Raw genomic sequence first — 15,654 nt, 5'->3', positions numbered from 1 at the left:
AGGTAACTATCGTTTTGGACAATCCTAACCGACTTCGCTAGTTACTATTCCTCCGCGGTATCTTCAAAGGCATCCGGGCCATCATGCCCACCGGTCAGATCAGCTTCGTTAACATCTCTCACCACTGTTTTACCGATCGCGTCTTCAACCATTGCGATGAAATTAGTACGGCGATCCGCAAAGAAATGCGTGGTATTGGAACTATGCAAATCCTCAGCACTCAACAGGTGTGTATCCAGCATTCGATCGAATTCCTCATCACCCATGAGGGATTTGGACTGCACACGTGATAGATACCGTGATGGAGGAGTATCACCAATAACTACTTCGGTACGGCGTCCCATTGGTGTGCGGTTGAGAACAGATTCGGTCAGCACTGGATCAATGCCGCGTTCCTTGCACCATTTGGTAGGGAAAATCTGGTGAAAATTACATCCCAGCTCATCAAAAGTCCAGCGATCAAACTGCTGGCCAGTCCGCCAGTCACGCGCTCCCCTGCCCATCAGCAAGGCAAAGATACCTTTCCACACGCCTGTGCCCTCTGTTGCACTCAGCAGCCTGGACTCGTGGAATACCGTGTCCCGAATAGTTTTTGGCACCACCGCAGTTTCACCGATGCCTTCACGAATCCATGCAGCCACCTGATCGGTATCACGGCCGGATCGAGCAATCACTGCAGGTGAGCCATACAGCTCTCCTAATACGCCGCTCCAGAACCACTGGTTAAGACGATCCCACGAACGTGCACTAGCCAAGTCTTGCGATTCCAACAACGTAAGAATCACAGCTAATGGAACAATCTGAGCGGTATACGGAACCTGATCCACACTCAGAATGCAGCGTTGACGTAAAAATTCCGCAGCTTCATCAAAGCCTTCAAGTATTTCATCTGCTGCAGGAATATACTCAGCCAAGGTCAAATTGAGAATATCTTCGCGATAACCCGAGGCATGGCCTTTACGAGCACTCACCAACAACGCAACTGCGGTAAGAAATTCCGTGCTGCCAATGCCATCTAAAGCGGAGTGCTGGCGCAGATGACGATCAATGCGCCCCCAATCTTCACGGAGGGAAAATTCCGTACCCGCAGTTTCATCAGCGGCAAACACAGCTGTCAGCAAATCAAAGACATCCATTTGCAGCCCAGAGCTATTGGCCTGGGCGAAGATTGAACCCACTCCGCCCTTCGCAGTTTCACGATCAAGGCGAATCATGGGAATGTCATAGCTGCTCAAAGTTTTCACAATTTGCGATTGGAAGCGCTTTGCATGTTCACGAGCTCCCTCGCCTGCAACATCTGCCAGATCAAAGAGAAGGTCAGTACCTTGATCATCCAACAACACGGAGACTGGTAGGCAACCATTTTCCAGCGCGGTAGTTAAATCAACGATGCCACCTTCCACGACGGGTCCAAAGTGCGAGATGATTTGGCCACTTTCATCAACAGAAAATACTGCCTCATCAGACATAACCGGAGATTCAACGGCCTTGGCCACATCGATATAAAACTTCCGGATGACTTTCTTTGATCGGAAATCCACCGTATTCACATAGCCATCGCCACTGAAGCAATGATAAAGAGTGGTGAGGCGCTGTTGACCGTCGAGAAGCAATAATCCTGGATCCTTGCCGGTATCCGGCGCTCCAGACAACGCGCGTGGCCTAAAGCGCATCTCTTCTCCACGGGTGTCTAGTGCCATCAGAACACCCACTGGAAAACCCCGTAGAACGGTAATTATTAGGCTTCGAATGCGATCAACATCCCAAGCGTAATCCCGTTGAAAATCGGGAAGTTGGATATCGCCTCGGTCAATGCGGGCGAACAGATCATTTAGCGGATAGCTTGGTGTGGAAAACCCCATGGCTCACACTCTATATCAGCACACACTCTCATGATCACTGTGATCTACGCTTTCCAATTGAATCGTTGAGTGGAAGATCCCAAGTTTGGATAGTTCCGCTTCTGCCCGATCCAACACACCACAGCTATACAGCTGCGTAGAAGAAGATTCCACCACTAAATGCACTGTGGCTAAGATTTCTTTTCCATCAATACTCCAAATATGGAGATCGTGAACATCACTGACACCAGGAATCGTTCGCAGTGCTTCATCAACCTTGGCAGGTTCAGCATGTGCCGGAACCCTCTCCAGCAAAATATTAAGAGCTTCTTTGAGGAGACTGACGGCGCGCGGAATAATAATTGCTGCGATAGCAATGGAGGCAATAGTATCCGCCGGCATCCATCCGGTGTAGCGAATAACCAAACCAGCAATAATCACGGCAACAGAGCCCAGCATGTCACTGAGAACATGGAGGAAAGCTCCGCGCATATTAATATTGCCATCTTGGTGACGCATCAACACCAATGCTGAAATACCGTTGGTGACAAAGCCAATGACTGCAACAATCAGCATCAGGTCAGTTTGGATCTCTACATCTTTACCCAAACGCATGATGGCCTCAATAACGATCCATACAGACAGCGCAGAAACAACTGTTGCGTTAAGCATTGCAGCCAGCACTTCCGTGCGTTTATAGCCATAGGTGGCACGGGTGCTCCGAGGTCGGCGGCCAATCAGCATGGCGATCGCCGCGATAATCAACCCCGTGGAATCGGACAGCATATGCATGGCATCTGCCAGCAAAGCCAAAGAGCCAGAAATAAGGCCCGCAATTAATTCTGCAAAGAAGATGACGGAAGTGAAAACAATGACAGCCAGCAAGGCTTTGAGAGAACTAGGCGCATGAGAATGGCCCAGCCCGCCATCACCATCATGGCTATGTCCGGCATGGCTGCCATCGCTAGGCCCTTCACTACCGTGTGCATGATGTTGATGGCCGTGCCGTTGATCATGGTTTTCCATGTGTTCAGCTAAGCACACTTTTCACCTTATTGAAAGCTTATTGAAAATAAGGTGTGGTTCACAGACCCCCATAATCTACACACAACAAAAAGATGCCCTCCGGAATCAAAAAATCCGGAGGGCATCTTTTAGTTAAAACCGAAGTTAAAACTCAAGCGGAAACTTAAGCGGTTTCTGCGCGAGCGTCAACCTTGACCCAGCTCATGAGATCGCGGAGCTTAGCACCGGTCTCTTCGATTGGGTGGTTGTTGTAGGATGCGCGAAGACCCTCAAGCTCGGTGTTACCGTTCTCAACGTTAGCAATGAGGCGCTTGGTGAAGGTGCCGTCCTGGATATCGGTCAGGATGTCCTTCATGCGGGACTTGGTGTCTGCATCGATAACGCGTGGGCCGGAGAGATAGCCACCGAACTCAGCAGTGTCAGAAACAGAGTAGTTCATGTTGGTGATGCCACCTTCGAACATAAGGTCAACGATGAGCTTGAGCTCGTGAAGAACCTCAAAGTATGCCATCTCTGGCTCGTAGCCAGCTTCGGTCAGAACCTCGAAGCCAACCTTGACCAGTTCCTCAGTGCCACCACAAAGAACAGCCTGCTCACCGAAGAGGTCGGTAACAGTCTCAGCTTCGAAGGTGGTTGGGATAACGCCTGCACGAGCGCCGCCGATTGCAGACGCGTAGGACAGTGCCAGAGCCTGAGCGGTTCCGGTTGGATCCTGGTCAACAGCGATGAGGCAAGGAACACCCTTACCGTCAACGAACTGACGACGAACCAAGTGGCCTGGGCCCTTTGGTGCAACCATGCCAACGATAATGTCATCAGCAGGCTTGATCAGATCGAAGTGGATGTTCAGACCGTGGCCGAACAGAAGTGCGTCGCCTGGGTTCAGGTTTGGCTCGATGTCGTTGGTGAAGATTTCTGCCTGGGAGGTATCTGGAGCCAGAAGCATGATGACGTCAGCCCAAGCTGCAGCCTCAGCGCTGGTCTTAACCTCGAAGCCTGCTTCCTTTGCCTTCTCTGCGGACTTGGAGCCCTCACGCAGACCAATGACAACCTCAACGCCGGAATCACGAAGGTTCTGGGAGTGTGCGTGGCCCTGGGAGCCGTAGCCGATAATGGCAACCTTGCGGCCCTGGATCAAGGAGAGGTCAGCGTCAGCATCATAAAGCAGTTCAATAGCCATGGGAGAAAATCTCGCCTTTCGTAAAAATTTTGGTGAAAAGATGTTTGGCCCGTAAAGACTCAACAAGGTTTACAGGACAAACAACTACATTATTGTTCTACCACACACATGCAACAAGCCAGTGTTTGACTGGTCACACTTACATAGTAGATGCAATCAAGATTGCTGTTTAGATCTTTGCCGGAGCCATGGTCTTAGGACCACGGTTGAGTGCGATCTGACCAGATTGGATCAGTTCGCGAATTCCGAATGGTTCCATCACATCAAGCAAAGCGCGGAGCTTGCCTGGGGTACCCGTGGATTCAATAACCACGGAATCTGGAGCCACGTCGACGACTCGGGCGCGGAAGATGTTCGCGGCGTCGACGATCTGCGGACGGTTGGTGCTGTCCGCAGAGACCTTGACCAGCATGATTGCGCGGGCGATAGTGGTCTCTTCATCAAGTCGCACGACTTTGAGCACCGGGATCAGCTTGTTTAGCTGCTTGGTGATCTGCTCGATGTTGAGCTCGTCGGCGTCGACAACAACCGTGATGCGGTTGATGCCATGTGTCTCGGTCTTTGCAGATACCAGGGACACGAGGTTGAATGCGCGTCGGGTAAACATACCTGAAACGCGGGAAATAATTCCGTCAACGTCCTGAACTAGGACGGACAAGATGTGTCGAGTGACGTCAGTATTAGCCATCTTGTTTCTCCTTATGCCTCGGTCGATTCAACGGCGGCATCTGGTTCGCTAACAGCTTGATGAATATCGGCAGGATCTTCTGCAGCTGATTCATCGCCGTCAAAGAACGGGCGCAAGCCTCGTGCGTACTGGATATCAGTGTTAGATGATCCAGCGGACACCATTGGCCACACCTGCGCGTCTTCACCGACGATAAAGTCGATGACTACTGGGCGGTCGTTGATCTCTCGAGCCTTTTGGATGGCTGGCAGTACTTCCTCCGCTTTGGTGACGCGGATGGCAACACAGCCAAGTCCCTCAGAAAGGGTGACAAAGTCGGGCATGTATTCGCCCTGATTACGAAGTTTAGTATTTGAGTACCTTCCTTCATAGAATAGGGTCTGCCATTGGCGGACCATACCCAGGTTACCATTGTTAATTAGGGCGATCTTAATGGGGAAACCTTCCACTGCTGCAGTGGTCAGTTCCTGGTTGGTCATCTGGAAACAGCCATCGCCGTCAATTGCCCAAACTTCCTTATCTGGAGCGCCAGCCTTCGCGCCAAGGGCCGCAGGAACCGCGTAGCCCATGGTGCCTAGACCGCCGGAGTTCAGCCAGGTGCGCGGCTTTTCAAAATCAACAAACTGAGCAGCCCACATCTGGTGCTGGCCAACACCGGCACAGTAAATGGCGTCCGGTCCAACTTCCTTGGACAGTGTCTCAATCACGAACTGAGGCGCAAGCAGATCGCCTGGCTGCTCGTCGTAGCCACGTGGGAAACGTGACTTGAGGTTTTGGAGGTAGCCAACCCACTCTGAGATATCTTCAGACTCCGCAGAGGTTGCCTTGGCTGTTTCCAGCAGACGAGCAAGAACCTCGCGTGCGTCCCCCACGATTGGCACCTCAACCTGCTTGATCTTGCCAATTTCGGCAGGATCAATATCAGCGTGAATGATCTTGGCATCAGGGGCGAAGCTATCCACTTCACCGGTCACACGATCATCGAAACGGGAACCGATAGCAATCAGCAAATCGCTTCGCTGAAGTGCACCAACAGCGGACACGGTGCCGTGCATGCCTGGCATGCCCATGTGCAGATCATGCGACTCAGGGAAAGCTCCCAATGCCATCAAGGTGGTAACAACTGGGATTCCAGTGTGCTCAGCAAATGCACGAAGCTCTTCATTCGCATCTGCCTTGATAACGCCGCCGCCGACATAAAGAACTGGCTTCTTAGCTTCACCGATCAGCTTGACAGCCTGTTCGATTTGGCGTGCGTGCGGAATAGATACTGGGCGGTAGCCCGGTAGGTCAATCTTTGGAGGCCAGATGAAATCTAGTTCAGCGTTTTGAACATCCTTAGGGATATCAACCAAAACGGGGCCTGGGCGACCAGTAATGGCAAGGTGGAATGCCTCAGCCAATGCCTGTGGAATATCATTCGGGTTGGTGACCATGAAGTTGTGCTTGGTCACTGGCATGGTGATGCCGCGGATATCCGCTTCCTGGAAAGCATCAGTACCCAGCAAAGTACTGCCGACCTGACCGGTGATGGCCACCATTGGAACGGAATCCAGGTTGGCATCTGCGATTGGAGTAACCAAGTTGGTTGCACCTGGACCAGAGGTCGCAATACATACACCAACACGACCAGTGACCTGGGCGTAGCCAGTTGCTGCGTGTCCAGCACCTTGCTCGTGTCGAACAAGAACGTGACGCACCTTTGTGGAGGAATATAGCGGATCGTATACAGGTAGAACCGCACCACCAGGAATGCCGAATACAATATCGGCGTTAAGCTCCTCGAGCGATCGAACAATTGCCTGTGCACCTGTCATCCGCTCAGGTGCGGCGGATCGACCACGGCTTGCTAGCGTGGCCGGAGTGGGCTGTTGAGAAGCTGCCACATTCACGACTTTCTGGCTCCTTTACTACATAAGGATTTTCACGGGACTAGCTTTAATCGAGCTGAATCCAGCTCTTTCAAAGGTTCGTCTTCTTTAAATTGTTCCGACGCGGATGCGTGTGCACGCAGTGCGACAGATGTCTGTTGCAATGTTGGCTACTCGGGTCATATCCAACAAGAAAGCCCTCGGTCCAACACTATGGTGAGTGTTGTCGAGGGCGCTTGACGAGACGACTTGGAAGGCCGTTACGGCAGGCGCCGCGCGGTTACTAGTACAAGTCGAATAATGGTCATGGTGTGTCATGGTACACACATGGTCATTTCAAATCCACATCGCACATTTTTCCTTCACCCCCAAGCTGCTCCCCCACCTCGCAAGGAAACAGGGTTCTCACAAATTCCAAACAGCATCTCTGTAATTTTCAGGGTTAACCTGGGTTCATGATTTTAGGTGAACGCATCTCTTTCCTTCTTTATTCATTGTGGAATTGGATTACAAATACAGGCATTGACCTTGCAATCATCCTGGTTCTTGGCTTTTTAATCCCTCGTTTCGGCCGGATTGGCATGCGGATTATCAAACGCCGAGTGGAATCCACCGCCGATACTGACACGACCAAAAACCAACTCGCCTTTGCGGGCGTAGGCCTTTATATCGCACAAATCGTGGCATTTTTCATGCTTGCAATTGCAGCGATGCAGCTCTTTGGTTTCTCTCTGGCAGGTGCCGCCATCCCCGCCACCATTGCTTCTGCTGCCATTGGTCTAGGCGCGCAATCCATCGTTGCGGATTTCTTGGCTGGATTTTTCATCCTGACGGAAAAACAATTTGGTGTAGGTGACTGGGTGCGCTTCGAAGGCAACGGCATCATCGTTGAAGGCACTGTCATTGAAATCACCATGCGTGCCACAAAAATCCGCACGATTGCTCAACAAACGGTGATCATCCCTAACTCCACGGCCAAGGTGTGCATTAATAACTCCAACAGCTGGTCGCGTGCCGTTGTGCTCATGCCGATTCCGATGCTTGGTTCAGACAACATCACTGATGTTATTGCACGTTCTGAAGCTGCGACTCGTCGTGCACTTACGCAGGAAATAATCGCACCTGAGATCTTGGGCGAGCTTGATGTGCACCCCGCCATCGATGTCACGCCGCCTTCTGTCGTTGGCATGCCCTGGATGGTGACCATGCGTTTCCTCGTCCAGGTCACCGCAGGTAATCAATGGCTTGTCGAACGCGCTATCCGCACCGAAATCATCAGCGAATTTTGGGAAGAATATGGCAGCGCCACCACCACATCCGGTACGCTGATCGATTCCCTCAGCGTGGTTCAGGAAAAGAATCCGCTTATCGACGCCTCTCCCAACGCTTTGCAGGAACCGAAGCCGGAAGCTGCCGCGACGGTCGCATCGCTAGCAGCATCATCTAACGATGACGCTGCTAATACAGTGATCAGTCCAGGAAATCCAGAAAAGGGTCTTGATTCCGAGGTGATGGAACAGGAGCTTTCCGTTGAAGAAGATACGCCCGAGGAACACGCTTCTCTGCAAAAGTTTTTCCGTACCGATTTCTACCCCAAGCGTTGGCAAAAGATCTTGTCCCTGGGAGGCCGCGTCCGCATGAGTACGTCCCTACTGCTTGCTGCATTAATGGTGTTGTCGCTGACCAAGGTGTTGATGATTGAACCTAATGAAAATTGGCAAAATTCCACTGGCCGCTTCGCTCCGCAATCAACCACAACCACTTCTGAAACTCCTACGCAGCTACCGTCAAGCTCGATAGTTTCCCCCAGCGTGCCGGTGTCCCCAACGGTGGAGTCAAGCGTCGAAACGCAGCCTGAAACCGCAACCTCCCAGCCCCGTAGCACCGCTGAGCAAACCGAGGAGCCTACGGAGGAGCAGCCATCAACCACACCATCAACGACGGTTCCAGAAACCACGCCGCAGACACCCGAAACCTCCTCTCCAGCCCAAGAAACAGCAACACCAATGTCCACCCCATAAGACACTGATTACAGACGGGTCCCATTTCTTTACTACTATTGGAAACTATGAGTTCAGACGCAAAAAAGGCATCAGTGGAGCTTTCAGAAAAATTTCACCCAGAACGCACCCACATCTTGGGGGCAATCATCCTTGGACTGATCTCATTGTTGGTCATCGGGGCTGCACCACAGTATCTGTTTTGGCTGCTCGCTTTCCCTATCATCTTCATCTACTGGGTTCTTAAATCATCCACAGTGGTTGATGAACATGGCATCGCTGCACAATACGCATTCAGAGGTAAAAAGTTTGTCGCCTGGGAAGAACTCGCCGGAATCGGTTTTAAAGGTGCTCGCACTTTTGCCCGCACCATTTCGGATGAAGAAATCACCCTTCCAGGCGTTACTTTTAACTCACTTCCACGCCTTGACAAAGCTTCCTACGGCCGCATCCCAGATGCGATCACAGCAAGCCATGAGGCTGCCGACGGCAAAGTTGTTGTTGTGAAGGAAGATGGCTACTCCGTAATGATGACCAAGGAAGAATACTTGGAGCGCCAAAAGGCTCTGGGTAAACCAGTCCAGTTGAACTTCGATGAGAATTCTCAAGACTCTGGGAATACAGCACCTACCCCTAGTGTTGTATCTCAAGAGGCACAACAAGTCGCGTCTGAATCCTCACATCGTGATAACCCCGCGTCACAGCACTAAAGTTTAAAATAGTTGTCCGAACCAAAGGTCCACATCTCCGCACGAGTAAAAACTCACCCAAGTTTTTAAAAGTGCCGTTGATTCTTGACATCCATCCGTCGCTCTTTAGAGCAGATTTGAAAAGCGCATCATGATCCCACTTCGTTCAAAAGTCACCACCGTCGGCCGCAATGCAGCTGGAGCCCGCGCACTATGGCGCGCAACCGGCACCAAGGAAAACGAATTTGGCAAGCCAATCGTTGCCATTGTGAACTCCTACACCCAATTCGTGCCCGGACACGTTCACCTCAAGAACGTCGGCGACATTGTTGCGGATGCAGTGCGCAAGGCTGGTGGCGTTCCCAAAGAATTCAACACCATCGCTGTCGATGACGGCATCGCCATGGGGCACGGCGGCATGCTGTACTCCCTGCCTTCCCGTGAAATCATCGCCGACTCTGTCGAATACATGGTTAATGCCCACACCGCTGACGCCATGGTCTGTATCTCCAACTGTGACAAGATCACCCCAGGTATGCTCAACGCCGCAATGCGTTTGAACATCCCAGTTGTCTTTGTCTCCGGTGGACCAATGGAAGCCGGCAAGGCCGTTGTTGTTGATGGCGTTGCACACGCACCAACCGACCTGATCACCGCGATCTCCGCATCCGCAAACGATGCAGTCGATGATGAAGGCCTCGCAGCTGTTGAAGCAGCTGCCTGCCCAACCTGTGGTTCTTGCTCTGGCATGTTCACCGCGAACTCCATGAACTGCCTGACTGAAGCACTGGGACTTTCTCTCCCCGGCAATGGCTCTACCTTGGCAACTCACGTTGCTCGTCGCGAGCTCTTCGAGAAGGCCGGCGAAACCGTTGTCGAGCTGTGCCGTCGTTACTACGGTGAAGAAGACGAATCAGCTTTGCCACGCAACATTGCCACCAAGAAGGCTTTCGAAAACTCGATGGCATTAGATATGGCCATGGGCGGATCCACGAATACCATCCTGCATATCCTCGCGGCTGCGCAGGAAGGTGACGTAGACTTCGATCTCACTGATATCGATGAGCTTTCCAGGCGTGTGCCTTGCCTGTCCAAGGTGTCACCAAACTCCGATTACCACATGGAAGATGTCCACCGCGCCGGTGGCATTCCCGCACTGCTCGGTGAGCTCAACCGCGGTGGATTGCTGAACAAGGATGTCCACTCAGTCCACTCCACCGACCTTGATGGCTGGCTTGATGAGTGGGATATCCGCTCCGGCAAGACCTCTGAAGAAGCAAGCAAACTCTTCCACGCAGCACCAGGTGGTATCCGCACCACCGAAGCATTCTCCACCGAGAACCGCTGGGACGAGCTAGATACTGACGCTGCAAAGGGCTGCATCCGCGACATCGAGCACGCGTACACCGTTGATGGTGGACTCGCGGTTCTTCGTGGCAACATCTCTCCAGATGGCGCAGTGATCAAGGCTGCTGGTATCGAAGAAGAGCTGTGGCACTTCTCCGGACCAGCACGCGTTGTCGAAAGTCAGGAAGAGGCAGTTTCTGTCATCCTGACCAAGACCATCCAGGCTGGCGAAGTTCTTGTCGTCCGCTACGAAGGTCCATCAGGTGGCCCAGGTATGCAGGAAATGCTTCACCCAACCGCATTCCTCAAGGGATCCGGCCTGGGCAAGAAGTGCGCGCTGATCACCGATGGTCGTTTCTCCGGCGGTTCCTCAGGACTGTCCATCGGCCACGTCTCCCCTGAAGCAGCACACGGTGGAGCAATCGGCCTGATCGAGGACGGCGACATCGTGACCATCGATGTGCACAACCGCACCCTCGAGGTTGAGGTTTCCGATGAAGAACTCCAGCGTCGCCGTGAGGCAATGGATGCTTCCGAAAAGCCTTGGCAGCCAGCTAACCGTAATCGTGTTGTCACCACTGCACTTCGCGCTTACGCAAAGCTCGCTACTTCCGCAGATAAGGGTGCAGTCCGTCAAGTCGACTAATCTCTAGGATGTTTTAAGCACCGGTTCCCTATTTTTAGGGCGCCGGTGCTTTTTATTTGGCTTGAACGAGTGCCACTCCGAGCGCTAAGAAACAGACCAAACCAGAGTGCCCAGGGAGCTATATTTTCCAAGATATGGGCATCTGTGGCTGGTTTCTCTGTCTTGAAACCAGCCACAAATGCCCACGGATATGTTTTAGCTTGCCGTGGGCACTCTGGTTTGGTCCGATAAAAAATCTCACCCACACCCCAGAAAAGTGCTCCCCTAGAATCGATTCTCAGCGGTTTTCAAGACCTCATCCATGCAAAACTCATTGAGAACTAAAACGGGTGCAGAACTCCATACATGCTCTGAAATGAAAAATGACCCTACAAGAGGGTCATCATATTTTCTCACCACATTAGCTTTTAGGCGATTGGATTAACTGCTGCTCCAAACCACCACAGCAAAACTGCGCCGGCGATTCCCAAGATCACAAAGATCCAGGAGCTCACCAATGGACGCTTTGCCCAACCGCGACCAGAATCAAGGGAAATCTTGCCCGGTCCGGTGAACTGCAATCCGACTACAACAAGGGTGAGGATCAGTGCCAGCATCAGTGGTTCGCTAAGCTGACCCCAGCCACCTTCATGAGTATTCACCTGGTGCAGGGTGGTAAATGAGGTAGCTACCATCGCCACTGCAGCTGCCACAGGTGTCATCAAACCGAGCAAGAGGAATACGCCAGCTGCAAGTTCAATGGAGGGCAACAAGATTGCCAGAATTTCTGGCCACTGATATCCAGCAAACTCAGCTTCTAGCCCTGTAAGACCGGTAGAGCCGCCGAGGGTGAAGAAAGTAAATACTCCTCGAACAATGAGGTACACACCAATGACAGCGCGGATAATGAGCAAACCAAAATCTAAGGTGCCGCGTCGGGTGTCTTCGATAATCTGAGGTTGTTCAGCAAATATAGGCTGTTCCACGGGAGCGACTGCCGCAGCTGCAGCAGCACCGGCTGGCGCAAAATCAGAGTCAGTATACGGCTCAGAATAAACAGGCTGCGGTGGTTGAACAGGCTCTTCTGGTCGGTTCAACTGGCGGGTGACCTCAGTAGGTGGAGCTGGCTGCGCCTGCACATAGGAGGTTGGTGCATCAGAAGCTAAAGATCCCTCATGCTTCTGAGCTACCCCATTTACAGTGGTTGGCGCTTCTGTAAATGCAGGCTTGGTTGCCTGGTTATCTGGCCGTTCAAAAGCGGTAGTTTCAGTAGCTTCAGAGGCAGAGGCTACAGGATTTCCGGCAGGAATATTTTGTGGTGCAGCTCTGCCGGAGCGATCGTACAAATTACCGAGGCGTTCTGACGCATTGGCGGAATTCGCGGATGGTGATGTTCCCTTATAGGTTGGGATGGCTGAATCATCATCGAGATCGCTCAAGTCCGGTTGCTCATAATTCTGATTTGAATTTCGCGAGTTGTCAGTCATGTGCCCCAGAATATGCGAATTAAGTGCCACAAGGTGGATATATCTTCGGCGCGCCCTAAATGCTTATCTGACTGTTATGCAGGGCAGGTGTCTAGTTGCTCATGTAGCGCAGTAGCTTCTGCTTTGGTGACCGACACTTTATAGCGATCTTTGATGGTGATGATTTTCTTTGCGTAATCACATCTGAACGCGTCATTCGGTGGCAGCCAAGTAGCTGCATCGCTTGCTCCCTTTTGCTGGTTCAGTGAGCCTTTTACTGCTAAAAGATTATCGGGATCATTGGCGAAATCTTTTCGCTTTTGATCACTCCAGCGCCATGCACCTTTGACCCATGCATCTTTCAGGGGAACAATGTGATCGATTTGCACTTCGCTGGATCGTTCACCCCGCGCAAATGCAATCGTTTCGCCAGAAAATGGATCATAGAGCGTGCCAGTGCCAATGAGGCATTGCTTGTCGCTTTCGCGGAATTCATAATTCACAAGATCGCGCTGCAGAATGTCATTGCGGGTATCGCACCCGTTTTTGCCGAATTCGACTGTGACATCGTCGGTCCACGCCGAGCCAAACTTCTCTCTATCGTATGCAGTTTTAGGAGCACGGCCTTTCTGATCGAGACCGTTTAAGAGTTCTCGGTATTCAGCAGCTGTGGAATGCTCTGTAGGTGAGGTTGAAAATCGATCGTCATACCAGTCCAGCACAATTGTGACGACTACGATAACAGCCACAATAATTGTGATAATTCCGGAAATGGTGCTTTTAATTTTCTTCGCTGACCTGCGGTTAGTTGAGTTAGTTTGTGATCGAGCCATGATGATCTCAAACCTTAGCAACACCTACGCGAGCGCCCCAACATAACCCCGAACAGCTGTTCCCTCATTGATTTTTCACACATTCCATAATATTGTTGATGTATCATCTAAATTTCCTTGAGAGGACACATCGCCATGACAAACACTTCCTCAGATTGGGTTGGAGCCCCACAAAACGCCTCTTCGGACGGAGAATTCGTCCGCGATACCAACTACATCACCGACCGCATCGTCTCCGATGTTCCAGAAGGATCCGCCCCGATTGCGCAGGAAGACGGCACTTTCTACTGGCCAGTTGAAGCCGACCGTTACCGCCTTGTTGCAGCACGTGCATGCCCATGGGCACATCGCACTGTTATTACACGCCGTCTACTTGGTCTAGAAAACGTGATTTCTCTAGGATTGACCGGTCCAACTCACGATATTCGTTCCTGGACTTTCGATCTTGATCCGAATCACTTGGATCCAGTACTGCAGATCCCGCGTCTCCAGGATGCTTATTTCAATCGCTTCCCTAACTACCCTCGCGGAATTACCGTCCCCGCGCTTGTAGAGGAATCTTCCAAGAAGGTGGTCACCAATGATTACCCATCCATCACGGTAGACTTCAATCTGGAATGGAAGAAATACCACCGCGAAGGTGCCCCAGAACTTTATCCGGAGGAGCTTCGTGAAGAAATGGCTCCGGTGATGAAGCGTATTTTCACCGAGGTAAACAATGGCGTTTACCGGACCGGCTTTGCCGGTAGTCAGGAGGCACACAACGAGGCCTACGAGCGACTTTGGGTCGCATTAGACTGGCTAGAAGAACGCTTATCGACGCGCCGTTACCTCATGGGGGATCACATCACCGAGGCGGATATCCGCCTCTACCCCACTTTGGTGCGTTTCGATGCCGTTTATCACGGACACTTTAAATGTGGACGCAACAAGATTACGGAAATGCCGAACCTTTGGGGCTACCTAAGGGATCTTTTCCAAACCCCAGGCTTTGGCGATACCACTGATTTCACTGAGATCAAGCAGCACTATTACATCACTCATGCAGAGGTAAACCCCACCCAGATCGTGCCTGTTGGACCAGACCTTTCCGGTTTCGCCACACCTCATGGTCGTGAAAAGCTCGGTGGATCCCCATTCAAAGATGGCGTCACCCTCCCAGGACCAATTCCAGCAGGTGAAGAAGTGAAAAACCCAGAGGTATTTCAGCAGTAACTAAGGACGCAATCCCTCAATTGCTGCTTCAACGACAGCGTCTGTGAGTCTAGCGAGAGACCTCGACTCCAGGCGCCAACGTTGCCAAAAAAGTGGTGTTTCAATCGGCCCATCATCCAGGATCACAACATCCCCAGCTGCCAACATTGGCGCAACTTGAGCTTCAGGCAATAGACCCCACCCAAGGCCCCGGCGGATTGCCTCCCCGAAACCTTCTGCAGAAGGCACAATTGAGACTCTACGTCTGCCCACGGGCTCAGCTACCCGGCCGATGAGATCACCATCCTGCAAGACATCTTTAGGCCCAAAGCGCAGCACCGGCATAGCCACCCAATCAAGGGCGCCATCCACTAGATAGGCATCGCGCAATGCAGGTGTAGCCACCGCCAAATGGTGCATGGTGCCAAGCTCAATTACTTCACAACCAGCCACTGGATTGGCCTCACGAGTCACTGCTCCCAGCACATCACCTCGGCGCAACAGCGATAATGTATGGGCTTCATCTTCTAATCGAAGCGATAATGTTGCGCCACCCCATGATGCAACCTCTGCAAAAACTGGCGGGAACCAGGTTGATAATGAATCAGCATTAATAGCGATTGTCAGAGGAATTTCCGCAAGCCGCCCAGATAGTTGCGCGCGAGTTTCTGCCTGAAGCAACGCCATCTTTCGCGCTGCTTGCACCAACACCTCCCCAGCTTCCGTGGCTCGTGCCGGTTGTGTGCGAGACACCAAGACGCGGCCCACAGAATGTTCCAGCGCTTTGACACGCTGACTTACTGCCGAAGGTGAAATAGAGAGCGCTAGCGAGGCGCCTTCAAAGCTGCCTTCATCAATGATAGAGAGCAAAGTTTCCAGGTGAAGAGGGTTCAT

Annotated in this window: 13 protein-coding genes; 5 read left to right on the top strand and 8 right to left on the bottom strand. The window is 52.0% G+C overall.

Annotated elements, in window-relative coordinates; translation table 11 throughout:
* Nucleotides 1–44: 44 nt before the first annotated feature.
* Both ccrud_RS06130 and ccrud_RS06125 read right to left on the bottom strand, forming a co-directional pair.
* On the bottom strand, nucleotides 45–1,862 hold the full coding sequence (locus ccrud_RS06130) for a GmrSD restriction endonuclease domain-containing protein (protein ID WP_066565328.1): 1,818 nt from the start codon (nucleotides 1,860–1,862) through the stop codon (nucleotides 45–47).
* 15 nt (nucleotides 1,863–1,877) lie between these two features.
* Entirely contained in the window at nucleotides 1,878–2,726 is an 849-nt protein-coding gene (locus tag ccrud_RS06125; RefSeq protein WP_245670387.1) for a cation diffusion facilitator family transporter, read from the bottom strand.
* Nucleotides 2,727–2,753: 27 nt separating this feature from the next.
* Between ccrud_RS06125 and ccrud_RS15805 the strand changes: the two genes are divergently transcribed.
* Nucleotides 2,754–2,879 (top strand): hypothetical protein, encoded by a 126-nt coding sequence (locus ccrud_RS15805; protein ID WP_281181371.1) that lies wholly within the window; start codon nucleotides 2,754–2,756, stop codon nucleotides 2,877–2,879.
* A 151-nt stretch (nucleotides 2,880–3,030) separates the two neighbouring features.
* Here the strand turns inward: ccrud_RS15805 and ilvC are convergent, their stop codons facing one another.
* From ilvC to ccrud_RS06110, 3 genes are all read right to left on the bottom strand, one after another.
* A complete protein-coding gene (gene ilvC / locus ccrud_RS06120) occupies nucleotides 3,031–4,047 on the bottom strand; it encodes a ketol-acid reductoisomerase (RefSeq protein ID WP_066565326.1) in 1,017 nt (338 codons plus the stop codon).
* A 169-nt stretch (nucleotides 4,048–4,216) separates the two neighbouring features.
* Complete coding sequence (ilvN, locus tag ccrud_RS06115; RefSeq protein ID WP_066565325.1) at nucleotides 4,217–4,735, bottom strand: acetolactate synthase small subunit; 519 nt, start codon at nucleotides 4,733–4,735, stop codon at nucleotides 4,217–4,219.
* A gap of 11 nt (nucleotides 4,736–4,746) precedes the next feature.
* Entirely contained in the window at nucleotides 4,747–6,627 is a 1,881-nt protein-coding gene (locus ccrud_RS06110; protein WP_066565324.1) for an acetolactate synthase large subunit, read from the bottom strand.
* A 434-nt stretch (nucleotides 6,628–7,061) separates the two neighbouring features.
* On the opposite strand from ccrud_RS06110, the gene ccrud_RS06105 reads away from it, so the two are divergent.
* The 3 genes from ccrud_RS06105 to ilvD all read left to right on the top strand — a co-directional run bounded on the left by ccrud_RS06105 (nucleotide 7,062) and on the right by ilvD (nucleotide 11,288).
* Entirely contained in the window at nucleotides 7,062–8,627 is a 1,566-nt protein-coding gene (locus ccrud_RS06105) for a mechanosensitive ion channel family protein (RefSeq protein WP_066565323.1), read from the top strand.
* A 47-nt stretch (nucleotides 8,628–8,674) separates the two neighbouring features.
* Nucleotides 8,675–9,316: a PH domain-containing protein gene (locus ccrud_RS06100; protein ID WP_066565322.1), complete on the top strand. Its 642-nt coding sequence runs from the start codon at nucleotides 8,675–8,677 to the stop codon at nucleotides 9,314–9,316.
* 130 nt (nucleotides 9,317–9,446) lie between these two features.
* Nucleotides 9,447–11,288: a dihydroxy-acid dehydratase gene (ilvD, locus tag ccrud_RS06095; RefSeq protein ID WP_066565321.1), complete on the top strand. Its 1,842-nt coding sequence runs from the start codon at nucleotides 9,447–9,449 to the stop codon at nucleotides 11,286–11,288.
* Between the two features lie 407 nt (nucleotides 11,289–11,695).
* On the opposite strand, the gene ccrud_RS06090 is transcribed toward ilvD, so the two are convergent.
* The gene (locus ccrud_RS06090; protein ID WP_066565320.1) at nucleotides 11,696–12,754 is read right to left on the bottom strand and encodes a DoxX family protein; all 1,059 of its coding nucleotides are present in this window, start codon (nucleotides 12,752–12,754) and stop codon (nucleotides 11,696–11,698) included.
* A gap of 74 nt (nucleotides 12,755–12,828) precedes the next feature.
* A complete protein-coding gene (locus ccrud_RS06085) occupies nucleotides 12,829–13,566 on the bottom strand; it encodes an HNH endonuclease family protein (RefSeq protein WP_066565319.1) in 738 nt (245 codons plus the stop codon).
* A 135-nt stretch (nucleotides 13,567–13,701) separates the two neighbouring features.
* Between ccrud_RS06085 and ccrud_RS06080 the strand changes: the two genes are divergently transcribed.
* Complete coding sequence (locus tag ccrud_RS06080) at nucleotides 13,702–14,781, top strand: glutathione S-transferase family protein (protein ID WP_066565318.1); 1,080 nt, start codon at nucleotides 13,702–13,704, stop codon at nucleotides 14,779–14,781.
* Here the strand turns inward: ccrud_RS06080 and ccrud_RS06075 are convergent, their stop codons facing one another.
* Nucleotides 14,782–15,654, bottom strand: a complete 873-nt coding sequence (locus tag ccrud_RS06075; RefSeq protein WP_066565317.1) for a LysR family transcriptional regulator ArgP — start codon at nucleotides 15,652–15,654, stop codon at nucleotides 14,782–14,784.

The organism is Corynebacterium crudilactis, from assembly GCF_001643015.1.
Lineage (GTDB): Bacteria > Actinomycetota > Actinomycetes > Mycobacteriales > Mycobacteriaceae > Corynebacterium > Corynebacterium crudilactis.
The sequence above is the reverse complement of the archived record's forward strand: the minus strand, read 5'-3'. Positions and strand labels throughout refer to the sequence as shown.